Origin of the sequence: Chryseobacterium sp. MDT2-18 (assembly GCF_030815285.1) — a bacterium.
Classification (GTDB): domain Bacteria; phylum Bacteroidota; class Bacteroidia; order Flavobacteriales; family Weeksellaceae; genus Kaistella; species Kaistella salivictor.
Map to the genome: position 1 here is coordinate 269,475 of NZ_JAUSWQ010000004.1, position 17,195 is coordinate 286,669.

General features: G+C 37.4%; 15 protein-coding genes. 5 read left to right on the forward strand and 10 right to left on the reverse strand.

Going from position 1 to position 17,195, the window contains the following annotated elements; translation table 11 throughout:
• Window positions 1-185 precede the first annotated feature (185 nt).
• A complete protein-coding gene (locus tag QF004_RS06550) occupies window positions 186-827 on the reverse strand; it encodes a hypothetical protein (RefSeq protein ID WP_307424142.1) in 642 nt (213 codons plus the stop codon).
• Between the two features lie 108 nt (window positions 828-935).
• Window positions 936-3,272: a TonB-dependent receptor gene (locus tag QF004_RS06555; RefSeq protein WP_307424145.1), complete on the reverse strand. Its 2,337-nt coding sequence runs from the start codon at window positions 3,270-3,272 to the stop codon at window positions 936-938.
• A gap of 35 nt (window positions 3,273-3,307) precedes the next feature.
• On the opposite strand from QF004_RS06555, the gene QF004_RS06560 reads away from it, so the two are divergent.
• Window positions 3,308-3,811 (forward strand): superoxide dismutase family protein, encoded by a 504-nt coding sequence (locus tag QF004_RS06560; RefSeq protein ID WP_307424148.1) that lies wholly within the window; start codon window positions 3,308-3,310, stop codon window positions 3,809-3,811.
• An 81-nt stretch (window positions 3,812-3,892) separates the two neighbouring features.
• On the opposite strand, the gene QF004_RS06565 is transcribed toward QF004_RS06560, so the two are convergent.
• Window positions 3,893-6,412, reverse strand: coding sequence for an ATP-dependent Clp protease ATP-binding subunit (locus tag QF004_RS06565; protein ID WP_133439278.1), 2,520 nt, complete (start codon window positions 6,410-6,412; stop codon window positions 3,893-3,895).
• Window positions 6,413-6,571: 159 nt separating this feature from the next.
• Here QF004_RS06565 and QF004_RS06570 point away from each other — a divergent pair, with 159 nt between their 5' ends.
• From QF004_RS06570 to QF004_RS06585, 4 genes are read left to right on the forward strand one after another with little or no spacing between them, the layout of a single operon-like run.
• Window positions 6,572-6,790, forward strand: a complete 219-nt coding sequence (locus tag QF004_RS06570; protein WP_133439277.1) for a uroporphyrinogen decarboxylase — start codon at window positions 6,572-6,574, stop codon at window positions 6,788-6,790.
• Window positions 6,791-6,799: 9 nt separating this feature from the next.
• Entirely contained in the window at window positions 6,800-7,897 is a 1,098-nt protein-coding gene (locus tag QF004_RS06575) for a glycosyltransferase (RefSeq protein ID WP_133439276.1), read from the forward strand.
• A gap of 38 nt (window positions 7,898-7,935) precedes the next feature.
• Complete coding sequence (locus QF004_RS06580; protein ID WP_133439275.1) at window positions 7,936-8,355, forward strand: SufE family protein; 420 nt, start codon at window positions 7,936-7,938, stop codon at window positions 8,353-8,355.
• Window positions 8,355-9,317 carry a glycosyltransferase family 9 protein gene (locus QF004_RS06585; protein ID WP_133441061.1) on the forward strand — a complete coding sequence of 321 codons (963 nt, stop codon included), beginning with the start codon at window positions 8,355-8,357 and terminating at the stop codon, window positions 9,315-9,317. Before QF004_RS06580 ends, QF004_RS06585 begins: the two co-directional genes overlap by 1 nt.
• 51 nt (window positions 9,318-9,368) lie before the next feature.
• On the opposite strand, the gene QF004_RS06590 is transcribed toward QF004_RS06585, so the two are convergent.
• The 7 genes from QF004_RS06590 to QF004_RS06620 all read right to left on the reverse strand — a co-directional run bounded on the left by QF004_RS06590 (window position 9,369) and on the right by QF004_RS06620 (window position 16,845).
• Window positions 9,369-10,451 carry a mannose-1-phosphate guanylyltransferase gene (locus QF004_RS06590; RefSeq protein ID WP_246012451.1) on the reverse strand — a complete coding sequence of 361 codons (1,083 nt, stop codon included), beginning with the start codon at window positions 10,449-10,451 and terminating at the stop codon, window positions 9,369-9,371.
• Window positions 10,452-10,453: 2 nt separating this feature from the next.
• A complete protein-coding gene (locus QF004_RS06595; protein WP_133439274.1) occupies window positions 10,454-11,044 on the reverse strand; it encodes a SprT-like domain-containing protein in 591 nt (196 codons plus the stop codon).
• Between the two features lie 76 nt (window positions 11,045-11,120).
• Window positions 11,121-12,470: a TolC family protein gene (locus QF004_RS06600; RefSeq protein ID WP_307424158.1), complete on the reverse strand. Its 1,350-nt coding sequence runs from the start codon at window positions 12,468-12,470 to the stop codon at window positions 11,121-11,123.
• A 156-nt stretch (window positions 12,471-12,626) separates the two neighbouring features.
• On the reverse strand, window positions 12,627-14,414 hold the full coding sequence (locus QF004_RS06605; RefSeq protein WP_307424161.1) for a DNA mismatch repair protein MutS: 1,788 nt from the start codon (window positions 14,412-14,414) through the stop codon (window positions 12,627-12,629).
• 6 nt (window positions 14,415-14,420) lie between these two features.
• Window positions 14,421-14,807 (reverse strand): hypothetical protein, encoded by a 387-nt coding sequence (locus tag QF004_RS06610; protein ID WP_307424164.1) that lies wholly within the window; start codon window positions 14,805-14,807, stop codon window positions 14,421-14,423.
• A gap of 121 nt (window positions 14,808-14,928) precedes the next feature.
• Window positions 14,929-15,300 (reverse strand): four helix bundle protein, encoded by a 372-nt coding sequence (locus tag QF004_RS06615; protein ID WP_307424167.1) that lies wholly within the window; start codon window positions 15,298-15,300, stop codon window positions 14,929-14,931.
• A gap of 141 nt (window positions 15,301-15,441) precedes the next feature.
• The gene (locus QF004_RS06620; protein WP_307424169.1) at window positions 15,442-16,845 is read right to left on the reverse strand and encodes a nucleoside recognition domain-containing protein; all 1,404 of its coding nucleotides are present in this window, start codon (window positions 16,843-16,845) and stop codon (window positions 15,442-15,444) included.
• Between the last annotated feature and the right edge of the window lie 350 nt (window positions 16,846-17,195).

Consider the following 17,195-nt stretch of genomic DNA (forward strand, 5'->3'; position numbering starts at 1 on the left):
CTGTTTTTGGCAGTTATTCATTATTGCAACTGCGTCATTTTTCATTAAATGAATTGCGGAGAAAGTCCGATGTTAAAAGAAATTCCCGCTCATTTTTTCAACGGGTAAAAATAGCGATTTATTTTTTGCTTCAAACAAAAATAACCTCTGGAAATTCCAGAGGTTTTATGGCGAATTAAATTGAATTAAGGTTTACTCGCCAGGAAATATTCCGCTTCGCCTTTCCCCCAAGTCGGATGTAATGCTGATTTTGACTGGTACACTTTGAACTGGTCCAGCGATTTTTGAAATAATTCCAAACCTTTTGTTTTACTGCCACCAAACTGTTCCGGCGTATAATACGTATCTTCTGCTTTCAATAAAGTAATTCTGGGGTTTCCGGAATCCAGTTTTTCTGCCTTTCCTAAAGCATCTGCGCCCAACATTCCTTCGCTCATAAATCTCGCCTGCGGGTCGACCATCATTTTTAAACCGTGAATCATTTTCTGTAAAATCAGGATTTCTGCATTATCTTTACTCAGTGAATATGCTTTGTCTAAAGAAGTTTGTGCTTCTGCCGCAACAGCGTCCAGTTCTGAAAGTTTTCCGGCACGCATTAAACTTCTGCCTTTTTCAATCATAGCATGAGCAGCGTAATAATAAGGCAGCCACTCTGTTTTTTCTTTATCACCGATTCTTACAAAATCATTTGAAACCGCAGTAAAATCTTCCGCCGTTTTAGACTGTTCTAATTTTTCGATTTTTTCAGACATTACTTTTTCGAAGGCAGTTTGGGCAAAAATGCTTACTGAGCAAACGACAAACATTATTAATACTAATTTTTTCATTGTTTTAAATTTTTGATGATTATGTTTTTGATAAGTCAAAGGTAATTGAGGTAAAAGCCGGATGAAATTCTTTCTCTCCGAAGGGTTAATTTTCTTTTCTGAACCGTATTAAAGATTGTTATTTATTGCATCCTGCGTTCTGTCAATACCAAAATTGATGAAAGCTCCGATAAAAACAAAAGTGCTGGCAGACGGTAAAACCGGTTTACTTCTTAAGCCGTCATTTGAAAATTGGTAGCCGTAAATATTCTTTTGTCCCAAAATATTGTTCACAGACAATACCAATACTGTAAATGCTTTCGAGTCTTTTTTACCCAGATTTGGCAGATAATTTAAACTGAAATTCAAAGCATTAAAATCTTTTAATTTCCCTTGACTGTTCAAATAATACTCTCCATTTTCTTGTGTTTGAAAATTATAAAACGGTCTTCCGGAAGCGTAAGAATAAGAAAGATTAAAACCGGTTTTCCAGTCGGTGACAAATTTTTTAGCCACGACAGAAAGCGTGTGTTTTGCCGCGAAATTGGGAAATAAACTTTGGTCATAATTCAGGTAATTACGCCTGGAATCCAGATAAGAATATGAAATCCAGTAGTCGATATTTTTGATTGACTTTTTATCCCGCCAGAAAATTTCGAAACCTTTGGCAAAACCATTTCCGTTATTATTAATGGCGATGGGACGATAATCTAAAACTTTTGTTTTAATGAGATCGCTGTAATTTTTATAAAAAGCTTCGAGCCGAAAACTTCTTCCTTCTTCTGATTTTTGTATTTGTAAAATATAATGTTCCGCTTTTTGATAGTTTAAAGGACTGCTTCCAAAATATTTCTGCTCCGGATTTTGGTAGAAAATTCCATACGCCAGAGAACTGGTCCAGTTTTTTGAAATTCGATATGCCATTGCCAATCTTGGGGACAGATTCCATTGATTAACTGCTGATGAATACTCCGTTCTTACACCAACTTTCGCTGACAAATGATTGCTGAAACCTAATTCTGTTTCGGCAAAAACCGAAGTAATTTGATTATGGGACTGAAAAGAAACTTGGGATATTTCAATATCTGTTATTTCTCGGGCCTGATTAAATTCAATACCGCCTCTAACCGCTGAAATCCGATTGATTTTTCTTTCTACCACGCCTTTCACATTGAAATAATTTCCTTTAATCTCTATTGAATTTGGATTAATTTCTACATTTTCATACGTATTGCTAAGGTGAATAAAACTGGAATTAAAAGTATAAGAACTTCCTAAATTCACCACATATTCGCCCCATTTCTGCCTGACAGATAAGTTATGAAAAGTGTTTTTCCCTTTTAAAGAAGTCTGATCAAAATCGATATTCGGCTCTAAACTTTCTGTCTGCAATCCGATTGTATTGGTGTCAAAACTTCCGTAATATTTCAGGATTCCTCCTTTTTTATTTTTTAATCTAAAGTTAAAGTTGGTCCCAAAACTTTCGGGAGCTTTGGTAAAATCATTATTGAATTTAATTAATTCCGTCATTAATCCCAGATTAGAGTACGAACCAAAAACACCAAAAGACTTCGATTTTTCTCCGTTTACATTTTGAAATCCCGCGGTTACAAACAGAGCCGAAATCCCTAAATCAATCGAATTCTTTTCCGGAAAATCGATACTTTCCAAGACCAAAACTGAAGATAATGCCTGTCCGTAAACGGCAGAATATCCGCCGCTGGAAAACACATTCCCTTTAAATAAAGAAGTATTTAACCGATCCATCGCTTTGATCCCGGGAACTGAATTTCCGAAAAAATTGTTGACTAAATTTCCATCCATAAAAAATTTAGTTTCCTCGCCGGTTCCGCCGCGGACAAACAACCCTTCGGTTTCACCGATTTTCTGAACTCCTGGCAGGGTTTCCAAAGCGGAAGAAATTTGTCCGTTTGCACCCGCAGTGGTGTAAATATCAATTGGAGTTAACAGTGCCGTCGCTCTTTTTTTATCACTCGCTTCAATGGAACCGGCAGAAATAACTACGGCATCAATTTCAGAAATCTGTTCTTCAAGATCAGAATTAACGCTAAGATTTTCCGTTCCGATCAAAATTGGTTTCTCAACTTCGACAAATTTAGAATTTGAAAAAACCAAGACCTGCGCTCCTTTTTCAGTGGTTTCAAAAGAATAGTTTCCATTTTCGTCAGTTGTTGCACCGTCGTAAGTATCTTTTAAAGTGACCGAAATATCTTTGATCCCTTTATTTTTGAAATTAACTTTCCCCGACACCGTAATCTGTGCATTGGAAAAAATGCCTGCCAAAAAAAACACAAAAAGGAGAACTTTAGAAATAATGAAAGGCTGCATGATGAGAATTTTATACCGCAAATCTATTACGGAATGGCTTTTGATGAAAATATAATCTACCGAATGGTTAAATTTGTAAACCGAATGGTATTTTAAATTATCTTTTAGCTTATTCAAAAACAATTATTTACATTAACCTCAAAATAAATATTATGAAAATCGCTTCATTTTCTATGTTGCTATGCAGCGCAATTATTGCTGTATCCTGCACCACCACAAAGTCTTATGTCATCAATTCTAAAAGCGGAACCGCCACTCAGGGAACCGCTGCATTTTCTCAAACGGGTAAAAATGTCGAAATGGACCTGAATGTTTACAAATTAACTCCAGGCATTCACGCCGTACATATTCATGAAAAAGGAGACTGCTCGGCGGCGGACGGAAGTTCTGCAGGCGGACACTGGAATCCCACGGCAGAGAAACACGGAAAATGGGAACATGGCGAATTTCACATGGGCGACATCGGGAATCTGGTTGCCGACAAAGATGGAACTGCGAGACTGGTTTTCAAAACCGACAACTGGTGTTTGGGGTGTAAGGATGATACCAAAAATATCATTGGAAAATCAATTATCATTCATGCAGGTGCAGATGATTTCCATACCCAGCCCACCGGAAATGCAGGTGGCAGAGTTGGATGTATAGAAATTAAATAAAACATCCTGCTTTTATTAAAATAAAAAACCGTCCCGTCAACATACTGACGGGACGGTTTTTTTTATAAGTTAATTGAAAAGTTATTTTGCCGTTGCTTTAGTTTTAACAGGCTCACCTTCTAAACCGTCTTTGGCTTCATTCAGTTTCAAGACTACCGTTCCGCCTTCGGTCAGCAGTTTGTTCACCAACATTTCTGCCAAAAGATCTTCGATATATTTCTGGATGGCACGTTTCAGAGGTCTGGCTCCAAAGTCTTTGTCCCAGCCTTTTTCAGCGATAAATTCTTTGGCATCGTCTGTCAGTTCAACTTTGTAGTTTAATTTTTCGAGACGGCTGTAGAGTTTAGCCAATTCCAGATCGATAATTTTAGAAATATCTTCTTTTTCTAGGTTATTAAAGATCACGATGTCGTCAATTCTATTTAAGAATTCAGGAGCAAAAGCTTTCTTCAGGGCATTTTCAATGGTACTTCTGGCTCTTGCATCGGTATTTGATTTCTTCGCATTGGTGCCAAAACCGACTCCGTCGCCGAAATCTTTTAAATCTCTGGTTCCAATATTAGAGGTTAAAATGATGATTGTATTTCTAAAGTCTATTTTTCTGCCTAAAGAATCGGTTACAAAACCTTCATCTAAAATCTGCAGCAAGATATTGAATACATCGGGATGGGCTTTTTCAATTTCATCTAAAAGCACCACCGCATAAGGTTTTCTGCGAACCGCTTCGGTCAGCTGGCCGCCTTCTTCATAACCCACATATCCCGGAGGCGCACCGACCAAGCGGGAAACCGCGAATTTTTCCATGTATTCACTCATGTCGATTCTGATTAAAGCTTCATCAGAGTCAAAGAGTTCACGAGCCATTACTTTTGCAAGTTCTGTTTTACCAACACCGGTTGTTCCCAGAAAAATGAAAGTTCCGATCGGACGGTTTGGATCTTTCAGACCGGCTCTGTTTCTTTGGATGGCTTTCACCACTTTTTTCACCGCATCCGCCTGTCCAATTACTTTTCCGCTAAGTATCGTTTCCATCTGTGCCAGTTTATCGAGTTCGTTTTTACCGACTTTGGTTACCGGAATTCCACTCATCATAGAAACCACTTCCGCGACACTTTCCTCGTCTACGATTTCTTTTTTCTCTTTGACATCTTTATCCCACTGTTCCTGCGCTGCATTTAGTTCCATCTGCAAGCGCTCTTCTTCATCTTTTAGTTTTCGTGCTTCAAGGTAATCCTGCTTTTTAACTGCTGCCTGTTTCAGTTCCTTAATTTCTTCGATGCTTTTTTCGTGTTCGATGATTTCGGTAGGAACTTTCATATTTTTAATATACACTCTGGAACCTGCTTCATCCATTGCATCGATCGCTTTATCCGGCAAAAACCGGTCGGTAATATACCGTGCGGTTAAATTCACACAGGCCAGAATCGCCTCATCGGTATAAGTCACATTGTGGTGGTCTTCGTATTTGTCTTTAATTTGATTTAAAATCTGTACGGTTTCCTCCACGGTAGTTGGCTCTACCATTACCTTTTGAAAACGTCTTTCTAAAGCACCGTCTTTCTCGATATACTGTCGGTATTCGTCAAGAGTCGTGGCACCAATACATTGAATTTCGCCCCTTGCGAGCGCAGGTTTAAACATATTGGAAGCATCTAAACTTCCGGTTGAACTTCCTGCTCCAACAATCGTGTGCAATTCATCGATGAACAAAATGACATCGCGGTTTTTTTCCAGTTCGGTCATGATGGCTTTCATTCTCTCTTCGAACTGACCACGGTATTTTGTTCCAGCCACTAAACTTGCCAGATCTAAAGTAATCACGCGTTTTCCATAAAGAACCCGGGAAACTTTTTTCTGTTGAATCCGTAAAGCTAAACCTTCTGCTATTGCCGATTTACCAACACCAGGCTCCCCGATTAAAAGAGGGTTATTCTTTTTCCTTCTGGATAAAATCTGTGAAACCCTTTCGATTTCTTTTTCACGACCGATTACCGGATCCAGTTTTCCTTCCCGGGCAAGCGTGGTAAGATCTCTTCCGAAGTTATCCAAAGTCGGTGTTTTGCTTTTACCGGTGCCAATATTGCCGGTAGGTCTTCTCATTTGTCCGAATTCCTCCCGTTCTTCGTCATCATCGTATGCACTCATTTTAGGACTTTGTCCTGAGTTTTTCAACATCGTCTGATATTCCTTGGTTACTCTTTCATAATCGATATCGTACGAACTTAAAATACTGGTCGTAGGATCCTCTGATTTATAAAGAATACCGAGTAACAAATGAACGGTATTCACTTCTGAACTTTGGTACTGTCTGCATTCCAATTCCGACCTTTTCACGGCTTGGTCAGCCATTTTGGTAAAAGATATCTTTTCACTTTCTGCAGAAAATGGGTTTAAACTGGCCACGGCCATGGTCTCGATTTTTCTTTTGATTTGGGTTAAATCGGCTCCCAAATTATGCATGATCTCCTTGGCAGAGTTGTCTGTTTTAATCATTCCTAAGATGAAATGCTCTGTATTAAGAAACTCGCTGTGCAAGCGTCTTGCTTCGTCTTTACTGTGTTTGAAAACTTGATTCAAACCGTTTGAAAATTGACTATCCATATTATTGTTTCTCGTCTGTTAATTGAAGATAGATAAAAATCTTTAAATTCTCTATGTAAGTTACAAATTCTTTACCAAAATCAATTCAAGACTAAATGGCAGAAATGATTTTCTTATTTCAGTGAAAATCATTACGTTTGTCTCTCAAAAAAGAATACTATGACTCCCGAAATTACCAACTACATCGGTTACGCTGCATCTTTTTTCATCGTTTTGAGTTTTGCGCTGAAGGACATCAAGAAAATCAGAATTATCAATCTTATTGGTTGTGTCCTGTTTGTGTTATATGGTATTTACAGCAATTATCTTTGGCCGATTATTATTCCCAACGCTGTGCTTTGCGGTATTCAGGTTTATCATCTGGTGAAAAAATCGTAAATACGCATTATGAAAGTTATTGTTTCAGCATTTAGCAGTTTGTATACCGACCAAAGAATTGAAAAGGTGTGCGAAACTTTGCATAAAAATGGATATGAAGTACTTTTAATAGGAAATGATTGGGGAGGCGCAGGAGCAATGCACCGTCCTTATAAATTCCTTCGGATCAAACATTTTTCATCTTCGTTAAAAACTGCCTACGCAGAATTCAACTGGAAACTTTATAAAGAACTTAAAAAGAATGCCGATAAAAACACCATCCTCCTTGCGAATGATTTGGATGCGCTGTTGCCCAATACACTCATTTCTAAAAAATTAAATATCCCACTTCTATTTGACAGTCATGAAATCTTTACTGAAATGCCTGCCATCCAAGGTAAAATTTCGCAAAAAATATGGAGATTTTTAGAACAAAAACTGGTGCCCAACATCAAATATATGATGACGGAAAGTTACAGCTACGCAGAATGGTTCGCTGATCAATATGGCGTAAATCCTGTGGTTGTAAGAAATATCCCAAGGCGAATTTCAGAGCCAATTGATATACCCAAAAATAATCCGAAAATCCTGCTCTATCAAGGAATTATTAACCAGTCGAGGGGAATTTCTCAAGCCATTTTAGCCACCAGACATTTAGACAATGTTATTTTTAAAATTGCCGGCGACGGCCCCAAAAGAACGGAATACGAGGCGCTTGTAAAAAAAGAAGGATTGGAAAACAAAGTTGTGTTTTTAGGAAAGTTAATTCCAACAGAACTTAGAAAACTAACGAAAACGGCGGATGTCGCTTTAAGCATTGAAGAAAACGGTGGTGTCAGCTATCTTTATTCCTTACCTAATAAGGTTTCAGACTGTATTCAGGCAAGGGTTCCCTTGGTTTTAATCAATTTCCCTGAAATGATGCGGGTTTACAATCAGTTTAAAGTGGGAGAAATTGTTGAAAATCACGATCCGCTTAATCTTGCAGAAAAAATAAAAACAGTTATTGCAAAAGGACGCGAATTCTATCAGCCTGAATTGGAAAGAGCTTCACAGGAACTGTGCTGGGAAAAGGAAGAACCCAAAATCCTCGCCTTATTCAAACAGGTTGTTGAAGAAAATTTCTAACACCGAATTTCTTATCTTTGCACAAATTGAACTGAGCAATGACCATCAAAGAAAAACAGCAGGAAACCGTAGATGCATTCGCATTTATGGAAGATTGGGAACAGAAATACGAATACATTATCGATCTTGGGAAAGAACTGAAAGGATTACCTGAAGACCGGAAAACCGATGACAATTTAATTAAAGGCTGCCAGTCAAAAGTATGGATTGATGCAGAATTCAAAGAGGGAAAACTATACTTCAATGCTGATTCTGACGGGATTTTACCCAAAGGAATCATCTCACTTTTAGTCTCTATTTACAGCGGTCATACAACCCAGGAAATTTTAGATTCTGATTTTAAATTCATTGAAGAAATCGGATTGCAGGAGTTCCTTTCGCCGTCACGAGCCAATGGTTTGATGGCGATGACCAAGCAAATTAAGTTTTACGCAGTCGCATTTCAATTAAAGTCTTGATCAGAATATTAGCATATCGTTTTTCCGCTTTCGGAGACGTCGCGATGACCGTTCCCGTTTTCACCGAGTTTCTTCAGCAGAATCCAGATGTACAGGTGGTCATGGTTTCCCGGGATAACTTCAAAGATTTATTTGAAGGCATTCCTAATCTTATTTTCAGGGGAATTGATGTCGACGATTACAAAGGTTTCTGGGGGCTGCGAAAATTAGGCAGAACTTTATTAAAAGAATACAGACCCGATTATATTGCTGATTTACACGATGTGATCCGAACAAAGACCCTCGATTTATTTTTTATTAAAAATGGGTTCAAAGTCTTTAAAATCAACAAAGGAAAAGAGGAAAAGGAAGCCCTTACAGATGTCTGGAATCTGGATAAAAAAAAGCTGAAACCGACCAGCGAACGGTACGCAGATGTCTTCCGTGCGATGAATTTCAACCTCGAACTTTCTCATCAATATCCACAGAAAAACATCACCAAAAAAGGAATCGGAATTGCACCTTTCGCGCAGCACAAAGGAAAAATGCTTCCTTTAGAAAAAACCTTTGAGGTCGTTAAAATCCTGGCACAAAACCATAAAGTCTATTTTTTTGGCGGCGGCAAAAATGAAATCACCGTTCTCGGCGACTGGCAACGGCAAATCCCCAATACCGAAAATTTAGCAGGAAAACTGAATTTAAAAGAAGAATTACAAAAAATCGCAGAACTGGAAGTAATGATTTCGATGGATTCTGCCAATATGCATTTGGCAAGTCTGGTGGGAACCCGATGCATTTCCGTTTGGGGATCTACCCATCCTTACGCCGGATTTTTAGGCTACGGACAAAGTGAAAACGACATCGTTCAGGTCAAGGATTTAACCTGCCGACCTTGCTCTGTTTTTGGTGATAAAGAATGTTATCGCGGCGACTGGGCCTGTTTAGAAGAAATTAATATTCAAAGGATTATCGATTTGGTATAAAAAAAATTCCTTTCAACTCAATGAAAGGAATTTTTATTTTATGACCTTTTTTTACATAAATTTCTCACCTTTTTTCAAGGTTTTCAGGTCATGCACATAATCTTTGATGAGCTGGTCATTTTCTCTCGGGCAAATTAAAAGTGCTTTTTCGGTATCCACCACAATGAAATTTTCTAATCCATCGATCACAACGGCTTTATTCACATTTTTCAACTTAATTAAATTCCCTTTTGAGTTGTAGGTGACCACATGTTTCGTATTGACCGAGTTTTCATGCTCCCCTTTTTCGGCATTTTCATAAATTGAAGTCCAGGTTCCTAAATCGCTCCAACCCAGATCTGCAGGAATAACGTACACGTTTTTTGCTTTTTCCAAAATCCCGTTGTCAATCGAAACTTTATTTACTTTAGGATAAATCAAGTCAATACACCGCTCTTCATCTTTTGAATTGTACTCGCAGCTTTCAAAATTCTGGGTCATTTCCGGCAAATAACGGTCAAACGCAGAAAGAATCGATTTTACATTCCATACAAAAATCCCGGCATTCCACAGGAAGTCACCGCTTTCCAGAAAGGTTTTGGCAATTTCCAAATCGGGTTTTTCGGTAAAGGTTTTAACTTTAAAATAGTCAGAATTGTTGTTTTCAACGAACTGAATGTAGCCGTAACCGGTATCAGGACGTGTTGGGTTAATTCCCAAAGTGATCAGATAATCATTTTCCTCTGCCAAACTAAAAGCGAGTTCTACTTTTTGCAGAAAAGTCTCTTCCTTTAAAATTAAATGATCTGCGGGAAGCACAATGATATTGGCATCTGCGTCTTTATCGGCGATCTTTTTGGCCATATAAATATTACAGGCTGCCGTATTTTTCATCATCGGTTCACCTACAATATTTTCCGGATTAATTTCGGGCAATTGTTCGGCCGTGAGCGAGATATATTCCTTATTGGTGATAACATAGATGTTTTCAACTGGTACAATTTTTTTAATTCTATCGTAGGTTTGCTGAATCATCGTTCGGCCTGTTCCTAAAATATCCTGAAACTGTTTTGGGTATTTTTGAGTGCTCATTGGCCAGAACCGACTTCCGATTCCTCCTGCCATTATCACACAGTAATTATTTGACATAGACATATTTAACTTATTTTTTCTACTCGTGCCAAAGGTTTAAAAATATATTTTTTATCGGTATCGAGCTGTGTACAAAGATAGTTTTTTTTACGTTTTTCTTCAATGATATAAATCTGCTTTCTGTAAATGAACCGGTCTTTTACATCCAGATCTTCAATATACGAAGTTTCATCTTCATAATCCTCGATGTGGAAGTATCTTACCAGATCCGGACTCGACATAAAATTGGCTTTGGGAGACTTTAAAAATTTAAAAATAATGGGTTTTAAATCTTCAGCATACACCGAAATACTTTCTAAAAGCATTGTTCTGAAGGTATGTTTCCACTCCGCTCCGTGTGGTGAAATCCGGTGACCGAAATTTTCGAATGCTAATAAGTGCGCCAGCTCATGGGTCAGAACAAAGAAAAAAAGCTGCGGCTGTAAGGTTGAATTGATGGTGATCTGATGCGATTTGTCCGGCATTTTGCGATAATCGCCCAGTTTGGAATTTCTGCCTCTCGTGATTTTGATATGGATGGGATAACCGCCAAACCATTTCTTGAGATGCGGTAAACATTGGTCCGGTAAATATTTTTCTAAAAGCGAAATCGACATTTTTTATCTTCCGTTTAAAAGTAAGAAATTCTTTTTTCCCACTTTTTTAAAGGATTAAGAATTTCTCCAAAAATTTCTATAAAGATAAAGGAATTCCGGCATAGAAGTTCAACAGTTTTAAACTAAACAGATAATTAAACTTCGATTGCTCGACACTTCCCTGGGCATTTGCGTAATTATTCCGGGCAATGTTTAAGTCGTAAATCGTCGTTTTTCCGGCGTTATAGCTTTTCTCTGCAAAATCCAGTGCAAGCTTCGCGCTTTTCACGGCTTGTGAAGCTGCGAGATAGGCCTGGTAATTACTTTCTGCGTCAAACTGGGCTTGCTGCACATTCTGTAAAACCTGCTGCTTTTGTTGAAGCAAAGCATTTTTTGCAATATCTTCATTAATTTTCGATTGCTCAACATTTAATCGGGTAATCCCTTTATTGAAAATAGGAATGTTGGCAGAAAGGCCGAGCTGTTGTCCGAAATTATCTTTGTACTGTTTGAAAAAACCACTTTCTTTAATCGGGTTTCCGTTGATATCACGGCCGGCATAATTGGTCACCAGAGAATTAAAATAGGAAGTTCCAATTCCTGCGCTTGCGGTTACCGTCGGCCAAAAAGCAGTTTCTGTAATTTCGGTTTGTGCTTCTGCGGATTTTATTCTTACTTCTGCGGATTTTATTTGAGGCTGATTTTCAAATGCCTTTTCAATAATTTGGTCTGCGGAAAATAATGGGGCCTCGATCTCACTTTGAATATTGACATTCTGAATATCGAAATTTTTATAATCAGGAAGTTGCAAAAGCATCGCTAACGCAAACAAACTCCGCTCCGTGTTGATCTGTGCGGTTTTTATATTTTGTTTTTCCCGGGCCAGAGCCGCTTCCGCTTCTGCCAAAATCGTTTGTGGCGTGGTACCGACTTCTGTGGTGATCTTCGCTCTTTTGTAGAGCTTGTCGGCATTATCCAGAGCACTTTCCGAAATTTTGGTAATTTCCCGGTTCAATAAGATGGAAAGATATTGCTGTGCAATTTGAAGTGAAATATCATTTTTGATCTTTTCGATATCAAATTTGCTGGCCTCAACATCAAACTCAGTTTTTCTGATATTCTTTTCTAATCTGCCATTATTATAAATCAAAATATCGGCGCCAACGCTTGTATTATTGTTGAAATTATCGTTTCGGTTGGTGTTTCCAAAAATATCTCTTCCCTGGCCGAAACTTGCATTGCTATTAATGGTTCCGGAAACTCCCGGCAAATATTGCCGTTTGGCAATTTGTAAAGAATTATCCTGAAGTTTCTTATTATAAGTGTTCTGAATAACTTGTAAATTGTTTTCTACAGCGTAATTCACACATTCCTGCAACGTCCATACTTTTTGAGAAAACACAAAAGCGGACAGCAAACTCAGAAAAAAAACAGCAGATTTCTTCATTGATCATTTTAGAGAATAAGACGGAATTTTTGGTGATTTGTTACAAATTACTTTAGCACTTATTTAAATTAAACTCAGCATTAAAATCTTAAAGCTTCCGGTTACTTTTATTTTAAATATATAAGTCACAACTTATAAGTTAAAATTTAAATAACGTTACTCAATAATCCCGAATTTCTTCATCAGATAAATCGCATTCATGCTTTTGGTAACGCCGTTTCGAAGTTTATAATCGGTTTCCAATTCCCCATTTTTTTGCTCTAATTCAAAACAATAGTTTTTAATCTCAGCAGGAAATTTCTGTTCAATTTTGGTGAGTTCCAAATCGTGGGTGGCAATGAGGCAGGAAAAAAGGGTTTTGCTTTTCATTAATTTTTCCAAGAATAATTCGGAACCAGTGAGTTTATCCCGGGAATTGGTGCCTTTTAAAATCTCATCTAAAATAATGAACTGCGGGATTCCTTTCTCTAAATTTTCGACCAGACTTCGGAGACGAAGAATCTCTGCATTAAAATAAGAAGTTCCATCGTTTAAAGAGTCACTCGTTCGCATCGACGTAAAAAGTTTCATCGGAATAAATCGAAATTCTCTTGCAGCAACGGGACAACCGTTCATTGCCAGCACTAAATTAATTCCCACCGTTCGCAGAAACGTAGATTTTCCCGTCATATTTGCACCGGTAATGATTGAGATTTCTGTATTTTGAGAGATCTGAAAATCATTGGAAACCACTTCTGGCTGATATAAAAGAGGATGAATTATTTTTTCTGCGCTCAACTTTTCGCCGGAATCAGAAATTTTCGGATATTGATATTCCGGATTTTTAAATTTGAAAATTCCCAAAGAAATCAACGCTTCAAACTCTGAAAAAGCATCAAACCATTGCGGTAAATCCTGTTCAATATTTTTAATCTGATTTTCAATTTTCAGGGCAAAATTCAGTTTCCAAAGGAAGAAATTATTCAGAATGACGCCGATATTACTTTGTCCGTTTTCGTAATTTCTAAGGAGACGCGCCAGTTTCTCGATTTCTTTCCGCGACGATTTGCTTTTCCCCGAAACAAATTTCTTCTGCAGCTGTTGATTCAGTTCTTCTTTGAACTGTTCTTTTTCGATGTGAGAAAATACCGCTAAAAACTGTTCGTACTGTTCCGAATTAAAAGACAAAGTCTCGGAAATGGATTCGATCTTTTTACCATAAAACATTAAAATAAATCTAGAACAGGTAAAAATGCCAACAAAGATTAAAGTCAGATATAAAGAGGGAATACTGATAAAAACCAAAGAAAACAAAACACCGAAAGTTAAAACAGGAATTACAACGACCGCAATTTTTGCTAAAACGGCATTTTTAAAAACAGGTTCTTTAGGTTCAGGATGTTTGATTTCACCATTGATATCCAGCGATTTCGCTAAAGTGAGAAAATGAATGTACCATTCGGTCTTTTGAGAAAGTTCGGTGATTGATTTTTGCTTAGCGACTATTTTTGCTTTTTCTAAACTTAAATTTAAAAGAAAATCTTTGAGTTTATTTTTACCTAAAACCGTTTCACAATAGTTAAGATAACTGAAAAGTGAATTTTTGCCCAGAATATCCAGATCTTTTGCAAAAGGATGATTGTCAATATCTTCGTCAAAAGCAAGTCCTGTTTCGAATTCTGTTTTGGTGATGATTTGATTTCCAATGTGGAGATAATTTTTATAAAAAAGCAGTTGCTGTTTTACCTTTAAAAGGAAATATCCCAAAATGAAAAATAAAAACGTGAAGAAAATCCCCAAATACAAATGACTTTGCAAACCACTTTCAAAAATGAAATATTTTAATAAAAAATAAGCAATAGAAAGGAATACTGCCACTCTGATCCAGCCTAAAACGGTCAGCTTTTTCTGGAATTTCTGTAAGGTTTCCTTTTTTTCAGCAAGAAGCTCATATAATTCTTCCATTCCGTTTTATCCTTTTTTCAACTCCCCGATTCTACTTACAACCGGCATCGAAAAAACGCCGCTTGTCTGTAAATATTTTTCGTAGAAAACGATGGCTTTTGCCGCAAAACCGGGATTCGGATTTTCTTTATTTTTAAAGTAGAACAGGTTTCCCAACAATTCAAAATATGGAATATGATGGCTTTTGTCTTTGTCATTGATTAACTGAACAATTTCGTCAGCAGATTTTGAAGCCAATGTTTCAAAATCCATTTTAAACGTATCGTTCATATTGGTATCAAAAATCCTTTGAAGTTCTGAAAGGTCGCCGTTGCTTCCTCCCAAAATCATTTTAGAAAGGAATTCTGAAAACTGTTTTACTATTCTGATGATGTAGTCTTTGTCGTGGATCATGGTTTATTTTTTAGAGTGTGAAGTTGGTTAAATGGGTGCAGCGGGTGCAAATAGTTGCAAGATGGTGCAAAGGGTGCGACTGGTGCAAAGGTGCACTGGGTGCAGAGGGATAATTGGGTTTTTAGGTGCGCCAGTTGTTTTTTACATATTCAATATAGTTATGAATTTTTATACTTAAAGTCCGATAATTTCCTGCCAATTTTTCAAGTTCTAATTCTGATGAAAGATCAGGATAAACGTGAATGAGTTTTTTAATGTGGTTTAACGTTTCATCGCAACTGCTGTGAGAAAATCTCAAAAATTTCAGATAATCATTTTTGTAAATCCTTCTTCCATATCCTTCCACAATATTAGAATTCACTGAATCTGAAGATCGTCGGATTTGACTTCCCAGCTCATACAGTTCGTGTTTAGGGAGTTTTAGAGATTTCCGATGAGTTTCAATGAATAAATCAAATGAAATTTTGTAAATATCAAGATCCTCGTAACTCATATTTTATTATTAATATTTTTAAAAACAGAACAAATCAAATTTCCACCTTTTGCACCATTGCACCATTGCACCTTTTTGCACCAACTTCTGCACCATTTTGCAACCATTTGCACCAATTTCACCAACTTTACACCCACATTTCTACGCAAAAAACAAATACGCCAAAACCACCGAAGTGATAATCCCTACCAAATCTGCCAAAAGCATTGCTGTAACGGTATAACGAGTGTTTTTAATTCCTACGGCACCGAAATAAATGGCAATTACATAAAAAGTGGTATCTGAACTTCCCTGTAAAACCGCGGCTAATCTTCCCTGAAAACTGTCTGCACCAAAAGTCTGCATCGTGTCGACCATCATTCCGCGCGCTCCGGAACCTGAAAGCGGTTTAATTAAAGCAGTCGGCAAACCATCAACAAATCTCGTGTCAAAACCGACAACTTGTGCGACCCATTTCATTCCATCAATTAAAACATCGAAAACGCCGGAAGTTCTTAACAAAGAAATTGCGATGAGCATTCCGACCAGATAAGGAATGATTTTCACACAAGTCCAGAATCCTTCTTTAGCGCCATCAATAAAAGCATCGAAAACATCTATCTTTTTGTAAAGTGCACCCAAAACGATCGCGAAGAAAATGAGAAGAATAATTCCGTTGCTCAACAGCATGCTGAAATTATCGAGTCCTTCTTTGCTTAAACTCACCAAATAAACAACCAATAAGCCGATAATTGCAGAAATTCCACCAACATACGCAATGACAATCGGCTGTAACAAATTGATTTTCTGATAAATAGAAACCACAATCATCGCTGCCAAAGTTGCCGCAAATGTCGCAATCATGCACGGCAGAAAAATGTCGGTCGGTGTATGAGACCCCATCGAAGCGCGGATTGCAATAATCGAAACCGGAATTAAAGTTAATCCACCGGCATGCAGACAGAGAAACATAATTTGGGAATTACTTGCGTTGTCTTTGTCGGGGTTTAAGGTTTGTAAACTTTCCATCGCCTTCAGGCCAAAAGGTGTTGCGGCATTATCTAAACCCAAAAGGTTGGCCGAAAAATTCAGTAACATGTGCCCAAAAGATGGGTGATTTTTCGGGATTTCTGGAAACAATTTGGAGAAAAAAGGCTGAATCATTCGGGACAGCAGATTGATTCCACCAGCTTTTTCGGCAATACTCATGAATCCCATGAAGAGCGTCATAATCCCGATTAAACCCAAACAGATTTTCACCGCAGTTTCAGAAGTTCCGATAACGCCATCAGTTTGCTGAACACGATAAACGGCAACTTTTGATTTTGCAGAATCCGTTTTATAATGAATTCTATTTTGTTCAAAAACGGGTTTCAGCAATAAGGCATTTTTAATTTCAGGACTTAAATCATCGATATTATGATTGGCTATCTGCACGGTATCGCCACTTTTACCAACGACCATATCGTTATAAATCGCTTTGTAGGAATCGGAAAAAAGATATTTTATACTTCCGACAATGATGGCGACAATAATAAACGCGCTCCAAATTCTGCTTAAAACCATGAATTAAAAATTTGAGTAAAAGTAACTAAAAAGTTTATTTTTAACGGAATTAGGGACGGCAAATTATCGCGACAAAGTCTTTATGCATGACAAAAGCCACAAATGCACTAATTTTTTCTCCTGGATTAAAAAAAAATTCAGTCAAATATGTAGATATTCATTCATAAAAAAAGAGGTATTCTCTTTGAGTTAATTGAATTCGTGCATTAGTGGCACATATCCATGCCACAAATACACTAATTTTTCTCCTGGATTAAAAAAAAATTCAGTCAAATATGTAGATATTCATTCATAAAAAAAGAGGTATTCTCTTTGAGTTAATTGAATTCGTGCATTAGTGGCACTTATCC

What these genes read in the sequence shown, in the direction of transcription:
- QF004_RS06550 (WP_307424142.1), bottom strand. Translation starts at nt 827, where the DNA reads ATGAAAAAATTAGTATTAATAATGTTTGTCGTTTGCTCAGTAAGCATT.
- QF004_RS06560 (WP_307424148.1), top strand. Translation starts at nt 3,308, where the DNA reads ATGAAAATCGCTTCATTTTCTATGTTGCTATGCAGCGCAATTATTGCT.
- QF004_RS06565 (WP_133439278.1), bottom strand. Translation starts at nt 6,412, where the DNA reads ATGGATAGTCAATTTTCAAACGGTTTGAATCAAGTTTTCAAACACAGT.
- QF004_RS06570 (WP_133439277.1), top strand. Translation starts at nt 6,572, where the DNA reads ATGACTCCCGAAATTACCAACTACATCGGTTACGCTGCATCTTTTTTC.
- QF004_RS06575 (WP_133439276.1), top strand. Translation starts at nt 6,800, where the DNA reads ATGAAAGTTATTGTTTCAGCATTTAGCAGTTTGTATACCGACCAAAGA.
- QF004_RS06580 (WP_133439275.1), top strand. Translation starts at nt 7,936, where the DNA reads ATGACCATCAAAGAAAAACAGCAGGAAACCGTAGATGCATTCGCATTT.
- QF004_RS06590 (WP_246012451.1), bottom strand. Translation starts at nt 10,451, where the DNA reads ATGTCTATGTCAAATAATTACTGTGTGATAATGGCAGGAGGAATCGGA.
- QF004_RS06595 (WP_133439274.1), bottom strand. Translation starts at nt 11,044, where the DNA reads ATGTCGATTTCGCTTTTAGAAAAATATTTACCGGACCAATGTTTACCG.
- QF004_RS06600 (WP_307424158.1), bottom strand. Translation starts at nt 12,470, where the DNA reads ATGAAGAAATCTGCTGTTTTTTTTCTGAGTTTGCTGTCCGCTTTTGTG.
- QF004_RS06605 (WP_307424161.1), bottom strand. Translation starts at nt 14,414, where the DNA reads ATGGAAGAATTATATGAGCTTCTTGCTGAAAAAAAGGAAACCTTACAG.
- QF004_RS06610 (WP_307424164.1), bottom strand. Translation starts at nt 14,807, where the DNA reads ATGATCCACGACAAAGACTACATCATCAGAATAGTAAAACAGTTTTCA.
- QF004_RS06615 (WP_307424167.1), bottom strand. Translation starts at nt 15,300, where the DNA reads ATGAGTTACGAGGATCTTGATATTTACAAAATTTCATTTGATTTATTC.
- QF004_RS06620 (WP_307424169.1), bottom strand. Translation starts at nt 16,845, where the DNA reads ATGGTTTTAAGCAGAATTTGGAGCGCGTTTATTATTGTCGCCATCATT.